Consider the following 18,267-nt stretch of genomic DNA (forward strand, 5'->3'; position numbering starts at 1 on the left):
ATCTAGCAACAGCTTCGCAAACAACCATAGCTGCAGTTTCTCCGCCTGTTAGAATATAATCTCCAATTGATAATTCTTCATCCACAAAATTTAAAACGCGTTCATCAAAACCTTCATAATGGCCACACACGAGTGTTATTTCATTATGCTTAGCAAGTTCGTGTGCTTTCATTTGGTTGAATTTTTGTCCTTGTGGACTAATTAGGATTTTATAACTATTGGGTAGTGTTTCAAGAGCGAGATCGATAGGCTCGACTTGTAGAAGCATCCCATCACCCCCGCCGTATATAGAATCATCAACCTTATTTCTTTTTTCTTTTGAAAATTTTCTAAAATCAATAATATTTAATTCTAGGTGCCCAAGACGTATTGCTTTACCTATAACACTATAGGTTTTAAATGCTTCAAAATGTTCTGGGAATATTGTGAGAATGTTTATTTTCATAACTATTTGTTTTTTGATTCGATGTATTTTTTGTAGAAATCGTTCTTCTTTAAAAGAGTTCTAACTGTTTCAGTAGGCTTTGCTCCGTTGTTTAAGTATACAGTTGTTAATTCTTCATTTAGATATAAATTTTTTGTATGAGGATCATAGTATCCTAATTCATCAATAAATTTTCCATCACGTGGTGCTCTAGCATCAGAAGCAACAACTTTATATGTAGCATGGAATTTTTTTCCGGTTCTTTTTAGTCTTAATTTAACCATAAGTATTCCTCCTTGAAGTTTTTATATATTTTTAGTATATTTAAATTTTAATAAAAAAATTTTAACATAAAAAAATAAATGTTAAGTAAAAATGCTTAACACTTTAATTTGATTTTTATATTTGATATAAGCAAAGATAATTTGTATTTGTAGTATTTAGTTTTATAGTTTTAAAAACTATAAATAGTATAATTATTATTATGAACAAAGAATTATTAAAAGAAAAATTAAACTATTCATTTGCACCATATTCAAAGGTTAAAGTGGCAGCTTTAGCTATTGATAAGTTGGGTAATGAATATTATGGAGTCAATTGTGAAAATGCTGCGTATCCTAGTGGACTTTGCGCTGAAAGATCTGCACTTTTTGGTTCGGTAGCATATGGCGCAGAAGTGGGGACATTTAAGGAAATACATATAATTAGCAATTTGAATAAAATATTATTCCCATGCGGTGCCTGTCTACAAGTAATGTCTCAATTTTTAGATAAAGATTCCAAGGTAGTATTGCATTCTACTGATCTAACTGAGGAAAGACAATTTTCGATGAATCAATTAATACCTAGCGCAGTAAAAAATGAAGACATTATCCACGCTAAAAAATAAAATGGGGATTTTATGGAAACTGAACATGTTTGCGATTTAAAACATCTTGATTTGCATGGAAATAATTTTGGAGAAGAAATTTCTTATTATTTAGAAAAATTTTCAATATCACAAAAAGAATTGGCACAACGTTTAGGGCTTAGTGCTCAATATGTCTACATAATCATTAATAGCAAAACGAATGTTAATTTAAGTATTGCGATTATTGAAGGCTTGGAAAATGTTTTTAATTTGGAATTAGGTACGCTATCTGAGGTTTATTCAATATATGCTAATAAGGAAAAATCTAATCTGCAAGATGCTGAAAAACTTTTGGTGCAATATGGAGAGGACTTTATCATTAAGAATCCAAGTTTGCCACTGGTAAGTAATATTAAATTAACAAAGGATATGCCTATTAGCAAAAAATTGATGATTATGAATAGGTTTTATGGCGTTGCTAATTTAGATAATTATACCCAATATTTGCGTGAAAATGCACTAGCAGATGAAAGTATTTATGCCAACCCTAATAGTAAGGTTTGAATTCGATTTTGTGAATTATCGGTTTTAGAAACAATTAGTACTAAAAAAATTGGTGTTTTTAGAAAAAATAATTTTGAAGTTGTGTATAAAAGAGTTGTTAAATTAATATGCGCTAAAAATTTAAACTTTAAAAATAAAATTGATGAAATACAAAATTATTTATTGACTAAAGGAATTATTTTGATTACAATGCCTTTTATCGAGAATAGCGATATTGCGGCCATTACTTTTCAAAAAGGAGCTAGAAGACTTATATTTGTTTCTGATATTTTTAATTGTGAAGCATTTATTTTTAACTATATTTTGCATGAATTAACACATTGTTTTTTTGTTAATAAAAGCGAAAATGAAATTGATGATATTTATATTGAGGCATATCATAAAATTAAGTCTGAATATAATTTTAAATATGAGGGTATTGATGATGCTCTATTGGCTTTTGACAAGTGTAGTGCAGTGCAACATGATGATCGCAAGGGTGAGGTTTGCGATATAACTAAGAAAGTTTTTTATAAATACGAAAAAGTTTCTTTTAGTTAATATTTCTTGTAAAATATTCATTAAATGAAATAATTAAGAAATAAAAATAGGATCTGACTTAATAGATCCTATTTTTATTTAATTGTCTAAATCCAAATAAATATACTCAGTGGCCTCAGTGTTCATTTTCCCATTAACAATTATATCTAGGCATTTTACAGAATATCTGATAGCAGGTTGCTTCTTTTCAAGACCTTCAAGTACAAATTCCATCTCTATAACATGACCAGAAAGATATTTTAAGTTTCCTAATGTTGATGTAAAAGATAAATATTTTTTAAAATTTTCATTTGCTTTAACATTTTCGAACGTTCTTGAAGGGTCATTAGCAGCTTTTGATGTAATTCCCCTATCAATTGGATAGGAATCAGCTCTAATTTTTTGCAATATTTTCATTAATTCTTCACGAGGTAACTTTTTACCTTCATTTGTTAGGGTATATGAAAACGAGTTTTTTATTTCGCCTAATTGTGAAGTCGTTAGAAGTTTTGCTTTAGGACGTTTTAAAGGGTTTATTTTGCCTGTTGCATTACTTTGACTTTTGTCAGGCAAAAGCTGATTGTTTTGGCTATTTGTCGGTCCTCCACACGAAACAGCTATTAGCGGAGATACGATTCCACTAAATGAACTAAATATTAGAAATTTTTTTATCTTTTTCATATCTATATTATACCACTCCATTTTTTAATGTTTTAAATTAATCAGTTTGCAATTTGACTATTCCATTAGCTTCTTCTTGATAATTTCTATCGACACATTTTATAGTGTATTTAATTATTGGTGTTTGTCCATCAAATGCCAGTTTGAATTCATATATATGCGCTGAACCTAAACCATTTAATTTATGATATTTAAATGAAAAGTTTTTTTTAAATTCAGCATCTCAATTAATGATTTGAAAAGTATTTATTTTAGTATTATATTTTGATTTTGTAAACTTATCTCATAAGGCATATAATTTTCCTTCTTCATTTAATTTTTTGCCCTCAGGTTTTAATGTGAATTCAAATTTGTCTTTTATTTCTTGGATTTGTGAGTCGGTTAATAATTGTACTTTTGGTTTATTTGGATTTTTTTTATCAAAATTACATGACAATGTAACAATTGGCAGTGCGAGGATAGAACTAGTAGCAATTATTGATAAGAATATTTTCTTCTTATTTTTAATCATTTTTTTCTCCTTATTTAATTTTTATATCTTGTAAATAATTTAAGTTATTTCAACCAAGTGGTTTAATGATGTTATTTTGATAAATAATTTTAGAAAAGCTATTGATGTTAATTTGATTTATAAGATTTATTGAATAACTAATTAGATTATTAATTTCATTAATAAGTTTTAATTGGTTTTCTACTTCTAAATTACTTAGATAAGTGATAAATAATGTTTCTTGTGTTTTGCTCAAACTATTTTTGAGATTTATATTATTATTCACTAAAAAATTATGCAATGAAATAATCTGTTCAAAACTAGTTAAATAATCTTTCTTATTTTTAGATATAAGGTCAATTAATTTATTTAAATTATTTTCAAAATTTGTTAATTGTTTGTATAAATATTCTGGTGTTGTTCCCTGGAATAGTTTAAATGTAGATTTTTTGTATATTGATTTATTTCTCTCAAAAAATTCTTGATATTTTTCAAAGTTATCAATTTTAGTTATATCTATGTTTAGCCGGCGGTCGATAGAATTAAAAATCTTTTTAATCAGCAGTATCCTTTTGTTAATAAATTGATTATCCTTGGTGATCATTATAGGAATATTTACATAAATATTTTCATTTGAATTAGATGTTTTATAAAAATTATCAATTATATTTCTTAGGTTAGTTTCAATAAATTTAAATCATGTTGATTTAATCTTGTCTTCAACAAAAACAATTAATGGATCATTTAGTCTATTTTTATTTTGGTATTGGAATGTATCGCTTAATTTTTTATTATTCGCTCCAAAAATAATAGGTTTCGATATTTGATTATATGCATCCTTTAGTTCGCTTATTCCAATAGCTTCATTAGAAGCTAAAATATCAAGATTTTCTGGTGCTTGACTTAATCATAGATTTTTGTCATCCTCAATTAGGCTATACTGGTTTATTAGGTTGTTAAATAATGATTGAAATGTCAAATTATTTTTGCTAAGTTCTAGTGAGTTATTATCTTTTAATCCATAATATAGTTTCATGAAGTTTTTATTCATATATTTCGTTTTTATATCAGGATTTTGGTTAATGATAATATTGTTGTTAATTGAATATCTATTATAATTTTTTTGATATGAAAAATTATATTTCTTATAGTTTTCAAGAATATAGTTTTTTTCATCTAAATTAAGGTCTTCATATTCTATTTTTGAAATAATATTTTGCTTAAAAGCATTTAATGATTGGAGCGAAAACGTAGATTGCGATAAGGGCAACGAGTTGTATTGAATGATTATTTCTTTGAGATTATCATCTTCATTTTTTTGATAGTTTTTATTTATTTTTAAGGTAGTTTCATTGGCATTCATATGCGAAATAAAATAATTACTTGCATAAAATCTGTTTTGGTAGGTTTCACCATAATTAAAAAATCAATCAAGATTTTTTAGTGGATCTTTGTAACTTGATTCTATTATTTCATAAGGAATTGCATCTAGATAATTTTGAATAATTAGGATATTATCAAATATTTGTTTTAGATTTTTAAATGATCCGTCCCTTGTTTTAATAGTAATTTTATTATTATCAAAATTAAGTAGTGCATCAACATCAATATCATTTTGAATTAGGTAGTTATATAGATCGAAACCATCATTTTTTTGTAGTTTTTTATTGTTATATTTTGAAAGATCAATCTTATGCTTTGCAGCAAAAGAGTGGCGATATTCTTTGTTTCGTAACAATTTTGATAATAACCCCAGTTTAAATGATTTGTGGTTAATATGGTTATTGGTATTTATAATATTGCCTAGGTAATTAATCCAAACATTGTCTCTATTTTTAATTTCTATTATAACTTTATTTGTGTTATTCAAATCTTTAGCAAAGTTTGGGTTATTTATTGATTTGATATCACTCGAAGGAACAAATAGGAAGGGTGAGTTAAAACCATTACCCTTATCCTTTTTAGGCTTAAAAATACCATTTTCTGGTTTGTTTGATTCATTTTCATAATCTACAATATCAGTATTATCATTACTATATTCATTAGTGCCTATTGGCGTTGTGATATTAATTTTGTTGGCCCATTCTAATTTATAATGAAGTTCTGAGGGAGCTAAAACAATATTGTCTCTAAAATCAATTAAGGGCTGTTGGCTTGATTTTATTCGTATTAGTTTTGCTGCTGTTGCTAGGTTAATTTTGTGAATATTTTTACTAGTATAGTTATCATCAAGGTAGCTAAAGCTAGCATAATCATTACCATAATTATTTTTTTCAATGAAACGATATTTATTGGTGTTGAAATTATTTTTTACACATGATATTGTAATTATAGGCATTAAACTGATTAACGGTGTTAATAAAATCATTTTTTTGTTCATTTTATTTCCTCCCTTAGTTTGTTTAAACATGACTATGAAAACTTAAAAGCATTATTGTTGTGACAATAGAAGCAGCAAAAATTATTAATGTTCGATATAAAGTTTTAGTATCTTTGTTTCTTATATGAATAAATTCAGGGACTAGTTCAAAGATAGCGGTAAATATGATAATTGCGCCTCCAAAAATCAATAATGAGGATTGTATTCATTTTAAATCATCGTTTATGAATCGCCCAGTAAATGCTCCTAAAAAAATGAAGGGGATTATAAGTAAAAAAGTTATGAAATTATATAAAACTGCCTTTCCTTTTTTTTCTCCATATTGAATTTGACGGAAGTATATGATTGTGACTTCAATAAGGATGTGGATGGTAAATGTTATTAGTAGAGTAAGTGAACTTGAAAAAGTATTTTGTGTAAATATTATTTTAAATATTGAATATCCAATAAAAAAACCATCAATTATTCTGTGACTTAATAACATAACAATTGCTAATCAAGCTGCTTTGGGGTTATCAATATCTTTAAATGAAATTAGGTGATCTGAGTGGTTATGTTCTTCATGACTTTTATGAGGATCTATTTTAGATTTTCTAATAAATAAATACCTTCCTGCAATAACAACACTAAAGCCTATTAATGCACTTATCCCGAGAATACCGACAGTTACTAGTGTCCTGTTTATTTCTGAACCAAACTTATTTGGGCCATCATGTGTAAAATCGATAGCAATTTTATATCCTTCTCGCAAAAAACCGAATGCTCCAATCATTAAAAACATTCCAGTTGAAAAAGCGTACATATAAATAATTGCATTACCTTTTTTTGCTTTTTCAGATGGCTTTATAAACGAAAGGAGACCTAATAATATGAGTGGTAAAATCATTAATATCGGGATATAAACTAGTATATTTATGAATATGGTTAATTCTATATTATTTTCAAATGCAGTCCCCACGTTATTTATTATCATATATTTACCTCCTTTCACAATGTTTATTAATTCGTAATTTTGTAATAATTATACAATATTTTTATAACTATAATATAAAAAAAAGTGATAAAATTTGTATTATGAAAATAAGAAAAAAGCTATTAAATTTGTTATTAATTTCTCCTATTGTGGCAATTCCTTTTGCAGTTTTAAGTTGTAGTCAAAATATTAAAAAAGAAGTATATTTAGATATTGATAAGGTATCGAGAGTATTTTTGAATAGATTAACTCTTAGCCAAATAGCTTCAATAGAAAAAGATGAACATATATTTTATTGATTCGATAAGAATGGCCGCCATAATTTTGATGCAGTAAAGATAGAAAACAAAAAAATGTACCTACTTAATAAAAATGAATGGGTTGAATATAAACCGGATTTTCCATATAGAAATAATTGAAAGCAGTTTACTACTGGTAATAATAATATTCGTATATTCGATTCAGATGAAAAGAGTGATATTAATAGCTTTTTGAATGAATATTCGTTTGATGATGTTGACTCAGCAGGTTCTTTTAATGACGAATGATTTACAACTCTATCATTGATATTTGGGAAAGATTTTAATAGAAATAGGGACCCCTATTTTGAGGACATACAGACAGTAATTTTTAGATTGAACCAAGATATTGATTTGAATTATTCTATAATGAATCGTAAATATCTTATTAATGCTAAAAAGCATAGGGTATTGTTTTCAAATTGAATTCAACCTCAATATATACAAGCAAAATCTTTTTTGTCAAATGAACATAATGAGATGAGATCAACATTTGTAAAACTATTAAAACTTTATTTAAATAAGTTTAACGTTGATGTGGCATCAATAGATATTGATTGAAGCAATAGCGAAATAAAACATTCATACTCTGGAGCTACAGATTATATTTCCTTTGAGATAAGTAGTATTAAGGATTGGAACGGTCAAGAATTAATAAAATCTAAAAATAAGAATAAAAAGTATTATTTAAATGGCTTCAGAAATTATGCTACAAATGGAAAATTTGGGGTCGGAACCAAAGGAATAAAAGAAGAATATCCATTATTTACTGATTACGTCGAAAATCCCCTTTTATTCATGGATGGAAAGAGATATCTAACAATTATTGATAATATTAATCACTTCATAAAGTCATCAGGTTCAAAAGATTATTGAAATGCCAAAGGTTTGATGAATTTATTTTGAAATCTAAAAGATGAGATCTTTGTAATAAAGATTCCAGAATATAGAAAAAAAGAAGATCTTGAATATAAAATAGTTGATTTTGAATTTACTGATTATTTTGACACTAATCAGGTTTTTAGAGCAATTGTTGAGGTTACTAAGAAAGATGGCACAAAAAAGAAATATTCCTGGTTAAGTTCTAACTTTGATGATCATGGACACAGGTTAAAGGGATTGATTACTAAAAATAAAAATAACGCAAATATTTTACCTGAGGATATTTATTCATTTAAACCAAGTAATAATGGGATAAAAGCTGGCATAAAACTTTCGGATTTTGTTAACAGTAACAAGGATTCAGCGTTTATTGAAGGGCTTAATGAAGCATCAAATAAGATGGATAAATTGTTTAATTATTGAAATAACGATAGTAGACAAAATTTTGATGTTTCGCTTTTAGATAATAATTCATATCAAGTCAAGGTGCTTGAAGCATATATTAATAACTATTTATTAGCTTATGCTCTAGAAAATAAACAAGGCAAAACATTAGATGGTATAAAGAGAATTGAACTTAATTTAAAACCAGAAAAAAATAAATTAGGTCAATTATATATTGAATTAAATTTTATTTCATTTAATAATCCGTCTGATTTTAAGTATAAATCAAAAAATGATAAAGTTATAGCAAAGGCTTCTGTTTATTGGAATTATTTTAAGGGTTATGATGTTCAAAAATCTAATGATATATTTACACTTATTAATTTTGAAAGGTTGGTATAACTAATGAGGATCAAAAAAATTTTGACTAGTTTTTTGGGATTATCTTTATTTGGGCTGCCTGCTATTTCAATTTCATGTATAAGATATCCAAATGATTCAGAAAATGTATCATTAAATGAATCGATAGAAAATAAGAGTAATATTGTTGAGATAAAACTTGAAAATAAACCAACACTTGAAATAAAAAAAATATACGATAATGAACTCTTGAAATTATTTTTAGAAGTTAAACAGACGTATCGAAATTATCGTAAGCGATATATTAGAATTATAAGAAGAATAGATGCTTTTAGAAACAAGGTTGCTGCATTAATTATCGACCAAGGAAAACCTGAGAATTCAAAAAAAATTAATGATTTTTTTGTTAAATGATTAGAAGAAGCAGGTAAACAAAAAACAAGTTTAGCTAAACTTTTAGATAAATATCAACTAATTTTTCAAGATGTTGATGCCGTTTTGAACGATGTTAATTTAGTTTTTGATAATCAACAGTTTATTAAATTTATCGAAATTATTGATAAGAGATTGAGTGGAAAGGATATTAATCTTGGTGAGCTGCAAAAGTCCATTATCGATGCCTGAGATTTTTTAAGAAAGAATGTATTTAATGAAAAAAAAGTTTCGAAAATAGAAGATCTTGACAAGATAAATATCGAGAGTGACAAAAATTCTCATACTCATTCACATGCCATTGTTAATCTTACCTTTGAAATGGGGTTATGGCATTTATTGTTAAAAAAGAGTGTAAAGGATCAAAAAATAATAGGTGAATTAAAAAAAGATTTTAAAGTTTTAAAAGAAAATGTTATTGACAACATTGGCCAAAAAAACTATGAATCAGATTATAATTTTTTAATTAAACTATTTAGTGAAAATATGGATTTTAACAAATCTAATAATCTAATTAATGATGAATATCAAGCCAAAGCTAAACAAATTATGGAAAGTATTAAGAAAATATTGATTGATGTTGCTAAAAAGGAAGGTATATCTGATAAATTAAATCTTAATTAATTGAATTTTTTAAAAAAATAGGCCTAAGTTGAATTTCTTTGTGAAGTATGCTTGGCCTATTTTATTTTGTTTTTGGGTTAAATGTATTAGCTAAACCTGATGATAGTAGCTTTAAATTTATTGAAAAAGCAATTATAAATATTGATGCGGTTAAGAGATATCCGGGATTATTGGATACCAAACTAATTGCTTCTTTTAAAATGAAACCTATATTTATGCTATTTGAATCATTAATAAAATCTAGGAATGCTAATGAAGAAGCAATTAAGATATTAATAGAAAATCTTTCAACTAATATTATTAGAAAGTTTGCAAAAATTCTTTTGAAAATATGATTATAGGCAATTCTTCAATTTGATGCCCCAACAGCCCTAGAAGCAACGATAAATTCTTGTGTTAGCAAGGAATTGATTTCTTCTTTTGCAAATTTGAAATATGAAATTCAGCAAATTATTGATAATGATATAAACAACCCATATAAACTTGTTCCGATAAAAATAGATAATAGAAAAACTCAAATAATTTCTGGGATAACACTAATAGAGTTAATTATTCTATCAATAAATCGTACAATTATATTTTGCTTATAAATATTTATAATAACTGCAAAATTAAAACCGATAAAAATATTAATAATAATTGCAGCAAGAATTATTAAAATAGTTGACCAAATAGATGTTATCGTTCTAGCATATATATCAATTCCTTGGTTGTTTGTTCCCAGAAATAAACCATTAGGAATTTTTATGGGCATATCTTTAGATAATTGTAAGAGATTTACTGCTTTGATTAGATTGTAAGGATTGTATGTTAAAGTAACAATATCTGTATAAATAGTTTGCTCTCCACCAATATCTCTCGCTGAGTCAAATTCAATTCAAAATATTAGGTTTCTATGTTCACTAGCCGCTGATTTTGCTTCCAGTTTTGCGATGTTTCTTATAAAATCTAATTCAACACCACGATTAAAGTTTTTTGTTATTTTTTGAGAAATATTTGATGGCAGGTCATTAACTAGTGTTGTATTTTCATTGATTGAGTGAGTAGGAGAGTTTTTAATTAAAAATGTGGCAATTAATAAAGCTAATATTAAAATAACAAAGCATATAAAACAAATAAGATTAAATTTATTGGCAAAAAATCTTTTTCAGTATTGTTTTGCGGAATTTGTATGGATAACATAAGGATTCGAATTCGATTTTTTTTCTCTTGCAAAGTTAAATAGATTATTGTGCATTTTTACCTCGTTTATATTTTTTAAAAAGAAGTAAAGAAGTGAATTCGTTTTTCGGGCTCAACTTTATTATAGCGATTTTATTGATTAATAAAAGAAAACTTAGTAAAATAAAATTAAAGATAAAGTAAAACATAATAATATCTACTTCACCTTTTCTGAAAGCAAATGAAATTAATAAACTTTGGCCTGGGATTGAAAAAATTCTTTCAACTAAAATTGTTATTGTGAATAATAAAACATAGAGAACAAAAAATAAGTTGAGTTCGCCAATTAACAATTCTTTTAAAACAACTTTTTTTAGTAAATCACGCTTTTTCATTCCATATGTTTTTGCAAATAGATAATAATCTGATTTAAGAATTTCAAACGTTTTTTTTCTTGATTTAGAAAAGAAGATAGCTACTGTTGGAAGTGAAGAAATTAGTATAGGAACTATTAGCGAAGCAAAGCTAAGTTTACTATTTAAAAACTGTGAGGGATAGCCAAATATGTCTGCACTTGATAAAGCAAGAATGCAAATAATTAAGATTGGTAAGGAACCTAAAAAAGAAATAATAATAGAGGTTATAACATCATATGATTTATTAAATTTATAAGCAGAAAACACTCCTAATATGTTGCCGACAATAAAGCTAATAATAAATACTGATAGACTTATTAAAAAGGTCCAACGAAATTGCCGTAGGTAGAGAAATAAAATGTTATTTTCAACACTTGCTAATTCATGAGAGTATATTTTTCCGGGATTAAATGTAAATAAATTTGTTAAAAAGGTCTTAAATCTAGCTCCATAGTTATGTGAAATTTGTGAATAAATAGCTATATTTTTTTTAATTTGAGGTTCAATTAAAACATTTATTGCAAAGAATATAATAACAATTGAAATAAAGAAAATAAAAAAATAGAAAGCAATATTTTTGAACAAGTTTATTTTAATTTTAGTTGTCATAATTTACCCCCTATTTTTAACTCTATCTATCATTGGCGTATTTTGAATGCGTTATTCTTCGTGATGGTCATCGATGTTTTCTATTTGAATTGATTCTGTTTGAACTATTTTTTTGTCTGCGGTGTTATAGAAATTTATATTTAATATTAAGAAGTTATCTACAAATTTAGTTTTTGAATCATCAAAATTGATACTAAATTCAATATCATTTTTATTCTTATCAATTTTTTCGATTGGTAGTGTTTTTTGTAATTCTTCTAATAAATTTTTAAAGCCTTTTTCCTGCTCTGCTTTTAGTTTATTCAAGAAATTAGTTTGTGCTTCTTTTTCTTCAATTTTATTTTTTAATTTTGTTGTAAATTTTCAATTTGAAATCGTTTTTACAGGTTCGATTTTTTTGAAACCAATTAATGTAAATCTAATTGTAGTATTTAAAACCTTGAATTTAATATCTAGGTGAATTTCACCCTCATCATCATGCGAATGAGTTGAAGCGGAGATACTTAATTCTTCTTTTTCTCTTAATTCATTTTCGATAAAAATAATTGAATATTTTGAAAAAACTTTTTTAACATCTTCTCATTTTTTTGCTGATTTTAATTCCTTAACTACATCAGAAGCAATAACTTCTTCTTGATTTTCGGCTATTTTTTGAACAATTAATCCTGATTTTTCTTGTGTGTTTCTTTTATTGAAACTTGATATTGCTAATTTTATTTTTTCTAATAATGATTTAACCTTTTTTTCGTCTTTTTCATCTTTTTTAAGTTTATTTATCTCTTCTAGTATTTTTTGAGCATTCTCTTTTTCATTTAAATCTTCCTCATATTTAATAATTTTTTGAATTTGGTCTTTTTTTGAAATAATTTGGTTGATTTCCGCAGTTGAATCGCCATTTTTATTACTACATGATGCAACTACTAATGGAGTGCTTAAAACTGCTATTAAAGGTGATAGTGATAAAAATAACTTTATGTTTTTTTTCATATATTTACCTCATTTAAAATTAAATTACTTTAATAAATTATAACAAAAATAGTTTAACTATATTTTTATTTTTTTTGCATTTTTGTCTTATTTATGCGATTTTTATTAAAATAATATGAAAAATTAAATAAAATTTAAATTAACAAAGTAATTAATTAAAATTAATTATAAAATTGTTTCCAATTGGTATTATAAACTTGTTGCTGAAAGGTTAAGATGTTATATGAGTAAAAAAGATTTATTGATGTTAGAGAATCGAATAAATTCATGTACAACCTTTGGAGAATTTTTAAGAAATATTTTCACAATTGCCAATATTAAGACAAATGATGTTTGCAAAAAGATTAAAGCCGATCGAAGAAAAATATTTAACTTGTTAAACGATTTAAGAGATGATGTTAGTCTTAATTTAATTCAAGATTTAGAAAAAATGCTAGACCTAAAAATTGGCTATTTAACAAATAAATGATATTTTTTTAGAAATAATCTTAATGTTGGCCCATTAGACAAAACAGAAATAATTAAAAGACTAGGCTGGGAGATACTTGAAAAAAATCGTTATCTTACTAATATCTTAGGTGATAATAGGCTTAGCCAGTCGCCAAGTGAAGAAGAAATAATTGAATTTCTTGAAAAATATTATGGAACATTGAACATTGAGGAATATTCAAAGTATATTTCAAAACATTTGTATATTAATCATTGCAAAATTACAAAACATAATAGAATCCCTTTTATTCGTTTTTGTGAATTATTCATTAGAGAAAATTTTAAAGGAAAAGACATTGCTTCAAGATCAAGATTTAAGGAATATTTACCAAAATTTGTTATTGTTAGATTAATTGATACACTGTTTAATGAAATTGATTCTTTTGATGAAAAAATTAGTAAAGTTTCTTTGCTTCTTAAAGATAGAAATATTGAGTTAATAAAACTGCCCTATATTGAAAAAACGATGACAAGATCGATAACCTTTTCATTTGGTCCTAAAAAATATATTATTATAACTGATATGTATAATTCCGAAATATTGATTTTATTTTCATTATTTAGAGAAATTATGATTTGCTTTAATCCTTGATTATCAAGAGAAGAGTATTATGAAGAATTTAGAAAAAAATATGATATTTGAAGAGGATACAATAAGGCCAGAAATTTAAGAATGATTGATGATATTTTAGAAGGAATTAAGCAAATTTCTTTGCTTGATAAGAATAATGCTAATTTTTATGAAAATATTCTTGAAATTTATAAGAGCATTGCTAAAAAATATAAAAAAATAAAATTTTAGATACTAAATATTTTAAAAACTACTAAAAATAAGTTGATTTATAACAAAATAAAAAAAACATAAAATAAAGGCTGATATCTTTTTTTATTTTTAATGTATTATATTTAAAATAAACTAATAATAATTTAAATTATGAATACCTAATAGAAATTAAGATATATTTAGTTTGGTTTTTTAAGTACTATATTAACTTAAAATTAAATTAAATAAGGAGGAAAATTATGAAAAAAACTATCTATCTAGCTGGCGGATGCTTTTGGGGTGTGCAAGCCTATTTTTCGCGTCTAAAAGGTGTTATAGAAACTAAGACTGGTTATGCAAATGGTAATACTGATGTAACCTCATATTATCAAATTAAATCAACCTTACATGCTGAGACAGTGAGGGTCATTTATGATAATGAGAAAATTTCTTTAGAGGAACTTGTTTTACACTTATTTAGAATTATTAATCCAGGATCCTTAAATAAGCAGGGAGGTGATATTGGTATCCAATATCGAACCGGTGTATACTATGATAATGAAAGTGATTTTACTAAATTAGAAAAGTTATTTAATATTTTAAAGGGAAATTATAGTGAATTTTATGTAGAACTTTTACCTCTCACAAACTTTGTAATCGCAGAAGAATATCATCAAGATTATTTGCAAAGAAATCCATCTGGTTATTGTCATGTAAGACTTGATATTGAACCTGAATTAAATGAGAGTGAGAAAAAAATTATTAATTTATTAAAATAATATCATTATATTAATGTAGGTAACGAGAAAAAAACATAGCAAGAAAAGCTATGTTTTTAGTTAAATCCATATTATTTCGTTTATTTTTTTAAAAAAATTCAAATATAGTTAACATAATACTTAGTAAAATTAATAAAAGATAACCTAAATCTATTTATTTTTATTTTTTTAAGTATAAGTGAGGTAAATAAATGAATGAAGAAAAGAAAATAATTATTCCCAACCGCTTGCATTATAATGGCAATCAATATGTAGTTGATCATGAAACAAAAACAGTTAAATTAACTGCTGAATACCATAAAAACTTATTATCAAAAAAACCTGGTGAATTTGGCGGTTTTAGAAAAATAACTGGTTCAGCTCTTGGAGATATTTTAAAACTAACTCAGTTTAATAGCCCTTTTGCTGCATTTGCGAGAATAGCTAATTTTAGATTTCCAGTATTGGATCCGAAATATGTAAATGCCGGAGTTATTTTAGAACCTAAAATTCTTGAAAAAATTGAAAAATCATTCAATTTACCTATTCAACGGTTCCCTGCCGAAAAGTTTAACTATGATTATTTCAAAAATAATGTTTTCTTTGGCGGATTACCAGATGGCTATATTGCTGAAAAGAAGATGATTATTGAGATAAAAACCGTCGGAAGTAAAAAACTTGAATCTTGGAAACAAGGTATGATTAATGTTGCTTATTTAAAACAAGCACAATTATATTCGTATTTGATGGGGGCCAAACATTTTGCAATTATTGCTTGTTTTTTAGAAGAAGAAGATTACAAAGACCCTAATTTAGTTGACATAAATAATCGAGTTGTTAAGGGCTGACCTTTTGAGGTAAATGAAGAACAAGTCTTGGATGATATGGCAGCATGCAAAAAATGATATGATAAATACACAAAATTAGGTATTAGTCCTACTTGAAATAATAGTATAGATGTTGATATTGTAAAATATTTAGAATGTAAGAATTATGATGAATGAAAAAAATTATATCTAGAGTGAGTCAATGAAGGCAAGGCTGTGGCAGAGTATGAAAAATAAGGTAAGATATTCATTTAGCGATTTTTTAGTTGCTAATACTACACATCCATGGTTAGTATTTAATAGCATTGATGGCAATTTAGATTCAAGCCATGAAATTTTTGCAGGTAATTTTAATTTTGATTTAGAGGACGATAATGATTCTAGTGTCAATCATGAACTTATTAACTTTTATTTTGATAAAATAGACAATATTTCAAACGAGTTTGCGTCTAAATATTTAGATAAGGAAAAGCAAGACTATATCCAAGAACTCGACACCCTGGAAAAAATAGATTTTTTAAAGGAAACAGTTCGTAATAATCATGAATTAATTAATAACACAGTTGATGAAGATGTATATAAAAATTTAAATTTTCTTTTTTCCATTTTTACAACAGTTAATATTCTTTCCTCGGGCTTAGATACCGTTTATGATCAGGCAATTGATTTTTTAGTTGATTTTTATAAAGAAAGATATCATATAAAGGACGAAGAAATCAAATATATATCATTGAAGCAAAAGCAGGATGATGTATTGGCTGATACAATTAAATCAATAAATGAAAATTATCGTTTGATTATAAATCCAGCCTTTGAATATCAATCTTGTTATGCAAAAGTTGCTTTCTATGATACAAAATTAAAACATTTTGGTGATTTAATTTATTCGCAAAAAACGAATAGAAAAAATCTATTAAAGGCATATTGAAATTATAATATCATCACCAAATCACTAAATAGTGATATTAATGAGATATTTTTGTTAAAACCTAGATATCAAAAGAAAAAGAATGTAAGAAAAAATATCCTAAAGTTCAATCTGTCAAAATATTGTTCTCCAAATAAAGGCGGCGTAGATATTAAACCTAATGATAAAGTCTTATTATCCGAGGATGAAGTTGAAGCTAAATATATTTGTGATCCTAATTTTGCATATACAAAACCAGTAAGATCAAAAAAAACAAATAATTTATCAATCATTGACCATGTTAAAGGCGAATTGATTTCCGCTGGATACGATTTTAATGAGAAAAGATTGGCAAATATTGAAGAGCACACAAAAAATATAAGTGATTATACGTGTTCATTTAAAGAGTTTATTTATTTGATTAATAATAGAGATTCGCTACAAATGGATTGAACTTTAACTAAGGATGATTTCATTGACAATTTTAATTCGAATATTTTCTTTTATAAATTAGTTGAAAAACAGTTCCCTAAATATAAATTTGGAAGCAAAAAAATATTAAAGCTAATTTCCGGTTTAAATAATGATGTTGATTTACTAACAAAAAGAACTGTTAGTGAATTTTATGATAATAATCTTATTTCTATAAATCCAGAAATACAAAGCATTTATGAGTATAATGTAATAACGGATAAGAATGCCAAGATTGCTTGGTTTGATTTTGAAGGTGTAACATTACCTACTCCAATGCTCGATTATTTGCCAGCATGAAATCAAGTAATATCTCAAACATCAATTGTAAAGACGCAGAATGATGAAATTTATGAAAGTAATGATTATGTTTATGATCCTTTAACTTTTGATATCAATACATATAAAAAAATTATCGATGATTTATATGACCAAGAAATTTCATATTATATTATTTACAATATAAATTATGAGAAGAGCAGATTACTTGAAATAAAAGAGTCGCTTCATATTTATTGTTTGCAAAATAAATTAGACGAGATTCAATTTAATGAATATGCAAAAAAAATCGATTTTATTGTAAACCGTCTTGTTGACATATGCAATTTTTTTTCTGGACGAAAACAGAAAATTTTTGTTGTAGATAGAATGATAAATCTAGGATATATTAATGGATCATATTCAATAAAAAAGATTGAATATTTTGTAACAAATAATAATTTAAATAAACATTTAAAATATAATATCACTCCATATTCAAAACTTAATGTTAAAAATGGTTCGGAGGCGCTAACAATTGCTACGACAAGAGCCCTAAATCTTATTAAGGATAATGAATGAAACCGAAAAATTAAAGATCTAAAAATTTATTGTCATAATGATGTTATGGCAATGTTAATGGCTGCAGAACTGGTTAAGTATTTGTTAAAAAATAAGGACGAATATTTTGAGAATTTTTATAAATACAATAAATAATTAGAGAAAAAACAAGGAAAAATTTTATTGTTTTTTTGTTGT

At 25.7% G+C, this 18,267-nt stretch carries 16 protein-coding genes and 1 pseudogene; 8 read left to right on the forward strand and 9 right to left on the reverse strand.

Features of this window, described 5'->3' with window-relative positions; all coding sequences use genetic code 4:
- Nucleotides 1–445: pseudogene (locus ACWXVP_RS00830) on the reverse strand (tRNA (guanosine(37)-N1)-methyltransferase TrmD); the annotation flags it as partial.
- Between the two features lie 2 nt (nucleotides 446–447).
- Nucleotides 448–708, reverse strand: coding sequence for a 30S ribosomal protein S16 (gene rpsP, locus ACWXVP_RS00835; protein WP_438340765.1), 261 nt, complete (start codon nucleotides 706–708; stop codon nucleotides 448–450).
- A 200-nt stretch (nucleotides 709–908) separates the two neighbouring features.
- On the opposite strand from rpsP, the gene ACWXVP_RS00840 reads away from it, so the two are divergent.
- Together ACWXVP_RS00840 and ACWXVP_RS00845 are read left to right on the forward strand one after the other, a co-directional pair.
- A complete protein-coding gene (locus ACWXVP_RS00840) occupies nucleotides 909–1,313 on the forward strand; it encodes a cytidine deaminase (protein ID WP_456011887.1) in 405 nt (134 codons plus the stop codon).
- Between the two features lie 12 nt (nucleotides 1,314–1,325).
- Nucleotides 1,326–2,378, forward strand: a complete 1,053-nt coding sequence (locus ACWXVP_RS00845) for a helix-turn-helix transcriptional regulator (protein WP_456002014.1) — start codon at nucleotides 1,326–1,328, stop codon at nucleotides 2,376–2,378.
- A 78-nt stretch (nucleotides 2,379–2,456) separates the two neighbouring features.
- Here the strand turns inward: ACWXVP_RS00845 and ACWXVP_RS00850 are convergent, their stop codons facing one another.
- Genes ACWXVP_RS00850 through ACWXVP_RS00865 form a run of 4 tightly spaced genes read right to left on the reverse strand, consistent with a single transcriptional unit; the run spans nucleotide 2,457 to nucleotide 6,881 of the window.
- Complete coding sequence (locus tag ACWXVP_RS00850) at nucleotides 2,457–3,038, reverse strand: hypothetical protein (RefSeq protein WP_456012647.1); 582 nt, start codon at nucleotides 3,036–3,038, stop codon at nucleotides 2,457–2,459.
- A 37-nt stretch (nucleotides 3,039–3,075) separates the two neighbouring features.
- Nucleotides 3,076–3,549: a hypothetical protein gene (locus tag ACWXVP_RS00855; RefSeq protein ID WP_444705090.1), complete on the reverse strand. Its 474-nt coding sequence runs from the start codon at nucleotides 3,547–3,549 to the stop codon at nucleotides 3,076–3,078.
- 10 nt (nucleotides 3,550–3,559) lie between these two features.
- On the reverse strand, nucleotides 3,560–5,908 hold the full coding sequence (locus ACWXVP_RS00860) for an OppA family ABC transporter substrate-binding lipoprotein (RefSeq protein ID WP_456012649.1): 2,349 nt from the start codon (nucleotides 5,906–5,908) through the stop codon (nucleotides 3,560–3,562).
- 22 nt (nucleotides 5,909–5,930) lie between these two features.
- On the reverse strand, nucleotides 5,931–6,881 hold the full coding sequence (locus ACWXVP_RS00865; RefSeq protein ID WP_444705092.1) for a hypothetical protein: 951 nt from the start codon (nucleotides 6,879–6,881) through the stop codon (nucleotides 5,931–5,933).
- Nucleotides 6,882–6,982: 101 nt separating this feature from the next.
- Between ACWXVP_RS00865 and ACWXVP_RS00870 the strand changes: the two genes are divergently transcribed.
- Entirely contained in the window at nucleotides 6,983–8,848 is a 1,866-nt protein-coding gene (locus ACWXVP_RS00870; protein ID WP_456012651.1) for an MAG3240 family lipoprotein, read from the forward strand.
- 3 nt (nucleotides 8,849–8,851) lie between these two features.
- Nucleotides 8,852–9,862, forward strand: a complete 1,011-nt coding sequence (locus tag ACWXVP_RS00875) for an HxHSH motif-containing lipoprotein (RefSeq protein WP_438340773.1) — start codon at nucleotides 8,852–8,854, stop codon at nucleotides 9,860–9,862.
- 61 nt (nucleotides 9,863–9,923) lie between these two features.
- Here ACWXVP_RS00875 and ACWXVP_RS00880 read toward each other — a convergent pair whose 3' ends face one another.
- The 3 genes from ACWXVP_RS00880 to ACWXVP_RS00890 are packed head-to-tail and all read right to left on the reverse strand — an operon-like array spanning nucleotide 9,924 to nucleotide 13,035.
- Entirely contained in the window at nucleotides 9,924–11,099 is a 1,176-nt protein-coding gene (locus ACWXVP_RS00880) for an ABC transporter permease subunit (protein WP_455993983.1), read from the reverse strand.
- Nucleotides 11,089–12,048, reverse strand: a complete 960-nt coding sequence (locus tag ACWXVP_RS00885) for an ABC transporter permease subunit (protein ID WP_438340775.1) — start codon at nucleotides 12,046–12,048, stop codon at nucleotides 11,089–11,091. The genes ACWXVP_RS00880 and ACWXVP_RS00885 overlap by 11 nt, the downstream gene beginning before the upstream one ends.
- A gap of 51 nt (nucleotides 12,049–12,099) precedes the next feature.
- The gene (locus ACWXVP_RS00890; protein ID WP_444705096.1) at nucleotides 12,100–13,035 is read right to left on the reverse strand and encodes a Vmc-like lipoprotein signal peptide domain-containing protein; all 936 of its coding nucleotides are present in this window, start codon (nucleotides 13,033–13,035) and stop codon (nucleotides 12,100–12,102) included.
- 223 nt (nucleotides 13,036–13,258) lie between these two features.
- On the opposite strand from ACWXVP_RS00890, the gene ACWXVP_RS00895 reads away from it, so the two are divergent.
- The 4 genes from ACWXVP_RS00895 (at nucleotide 13,259) to ACWXVP_RS00910 (ending at nucleotide 18,225) form a co-directional block, all read left to right on the forward strand.
- Entirely contained in the window at nucleotides 13,259–14,326 is a 1,068-nt protein-coding gene (locus ACWXVP_RS00895) for a hypothetical protein (RefSeq protein ID WP_456012653.1), read from the forward strand.
- Nucleotides 14,327–14,547: 221 nt separating this feature from the next.
- A complete protein-coding gene (msrA, locus tag ACWXVP_RS00900) occupies nucleotides 14,548–15,066 on the forward strand; it encodes a peptide-methionine (S)-S-oxide reductase MsrA (RefSeq protein ID WP_438340778.1) in 519 nt (172 codons plus the stop codon).
- Nucleotides 15,067–15,257: 191 nt separating this feature from the next.
- Nucleotides 15,258–16,109, forward strand: coding sequence for an MAGa7180 family putative nuclease (locus ACWXVP_RS00905; RefSeq protein ID WP_438340779.1), 852 nt, complete (start codon nucleotides 15,258–15,260; stop codon nucleotides 16,107–16,109).
- Entirely contained in the window at nucleotides 16,099–18,225 is a 2,127-nt protein-coding gene (locus tag ACWXVP_RS00910; protein ID WP_455966300.1) for a UU173 family protein, read from the forward strand. The genes ACWXVP_RS00905 and ACWXVP_RS00910 overlap by 11 nt, the downstream gene beginning before the upstream one ends.
- The last annotated feature ends 42 nt before the right edge of the window (nucleotides 18,226–18,267 follow it).

The organism is Mycoplasma sp. 1781, assembly GCF_053851675.1.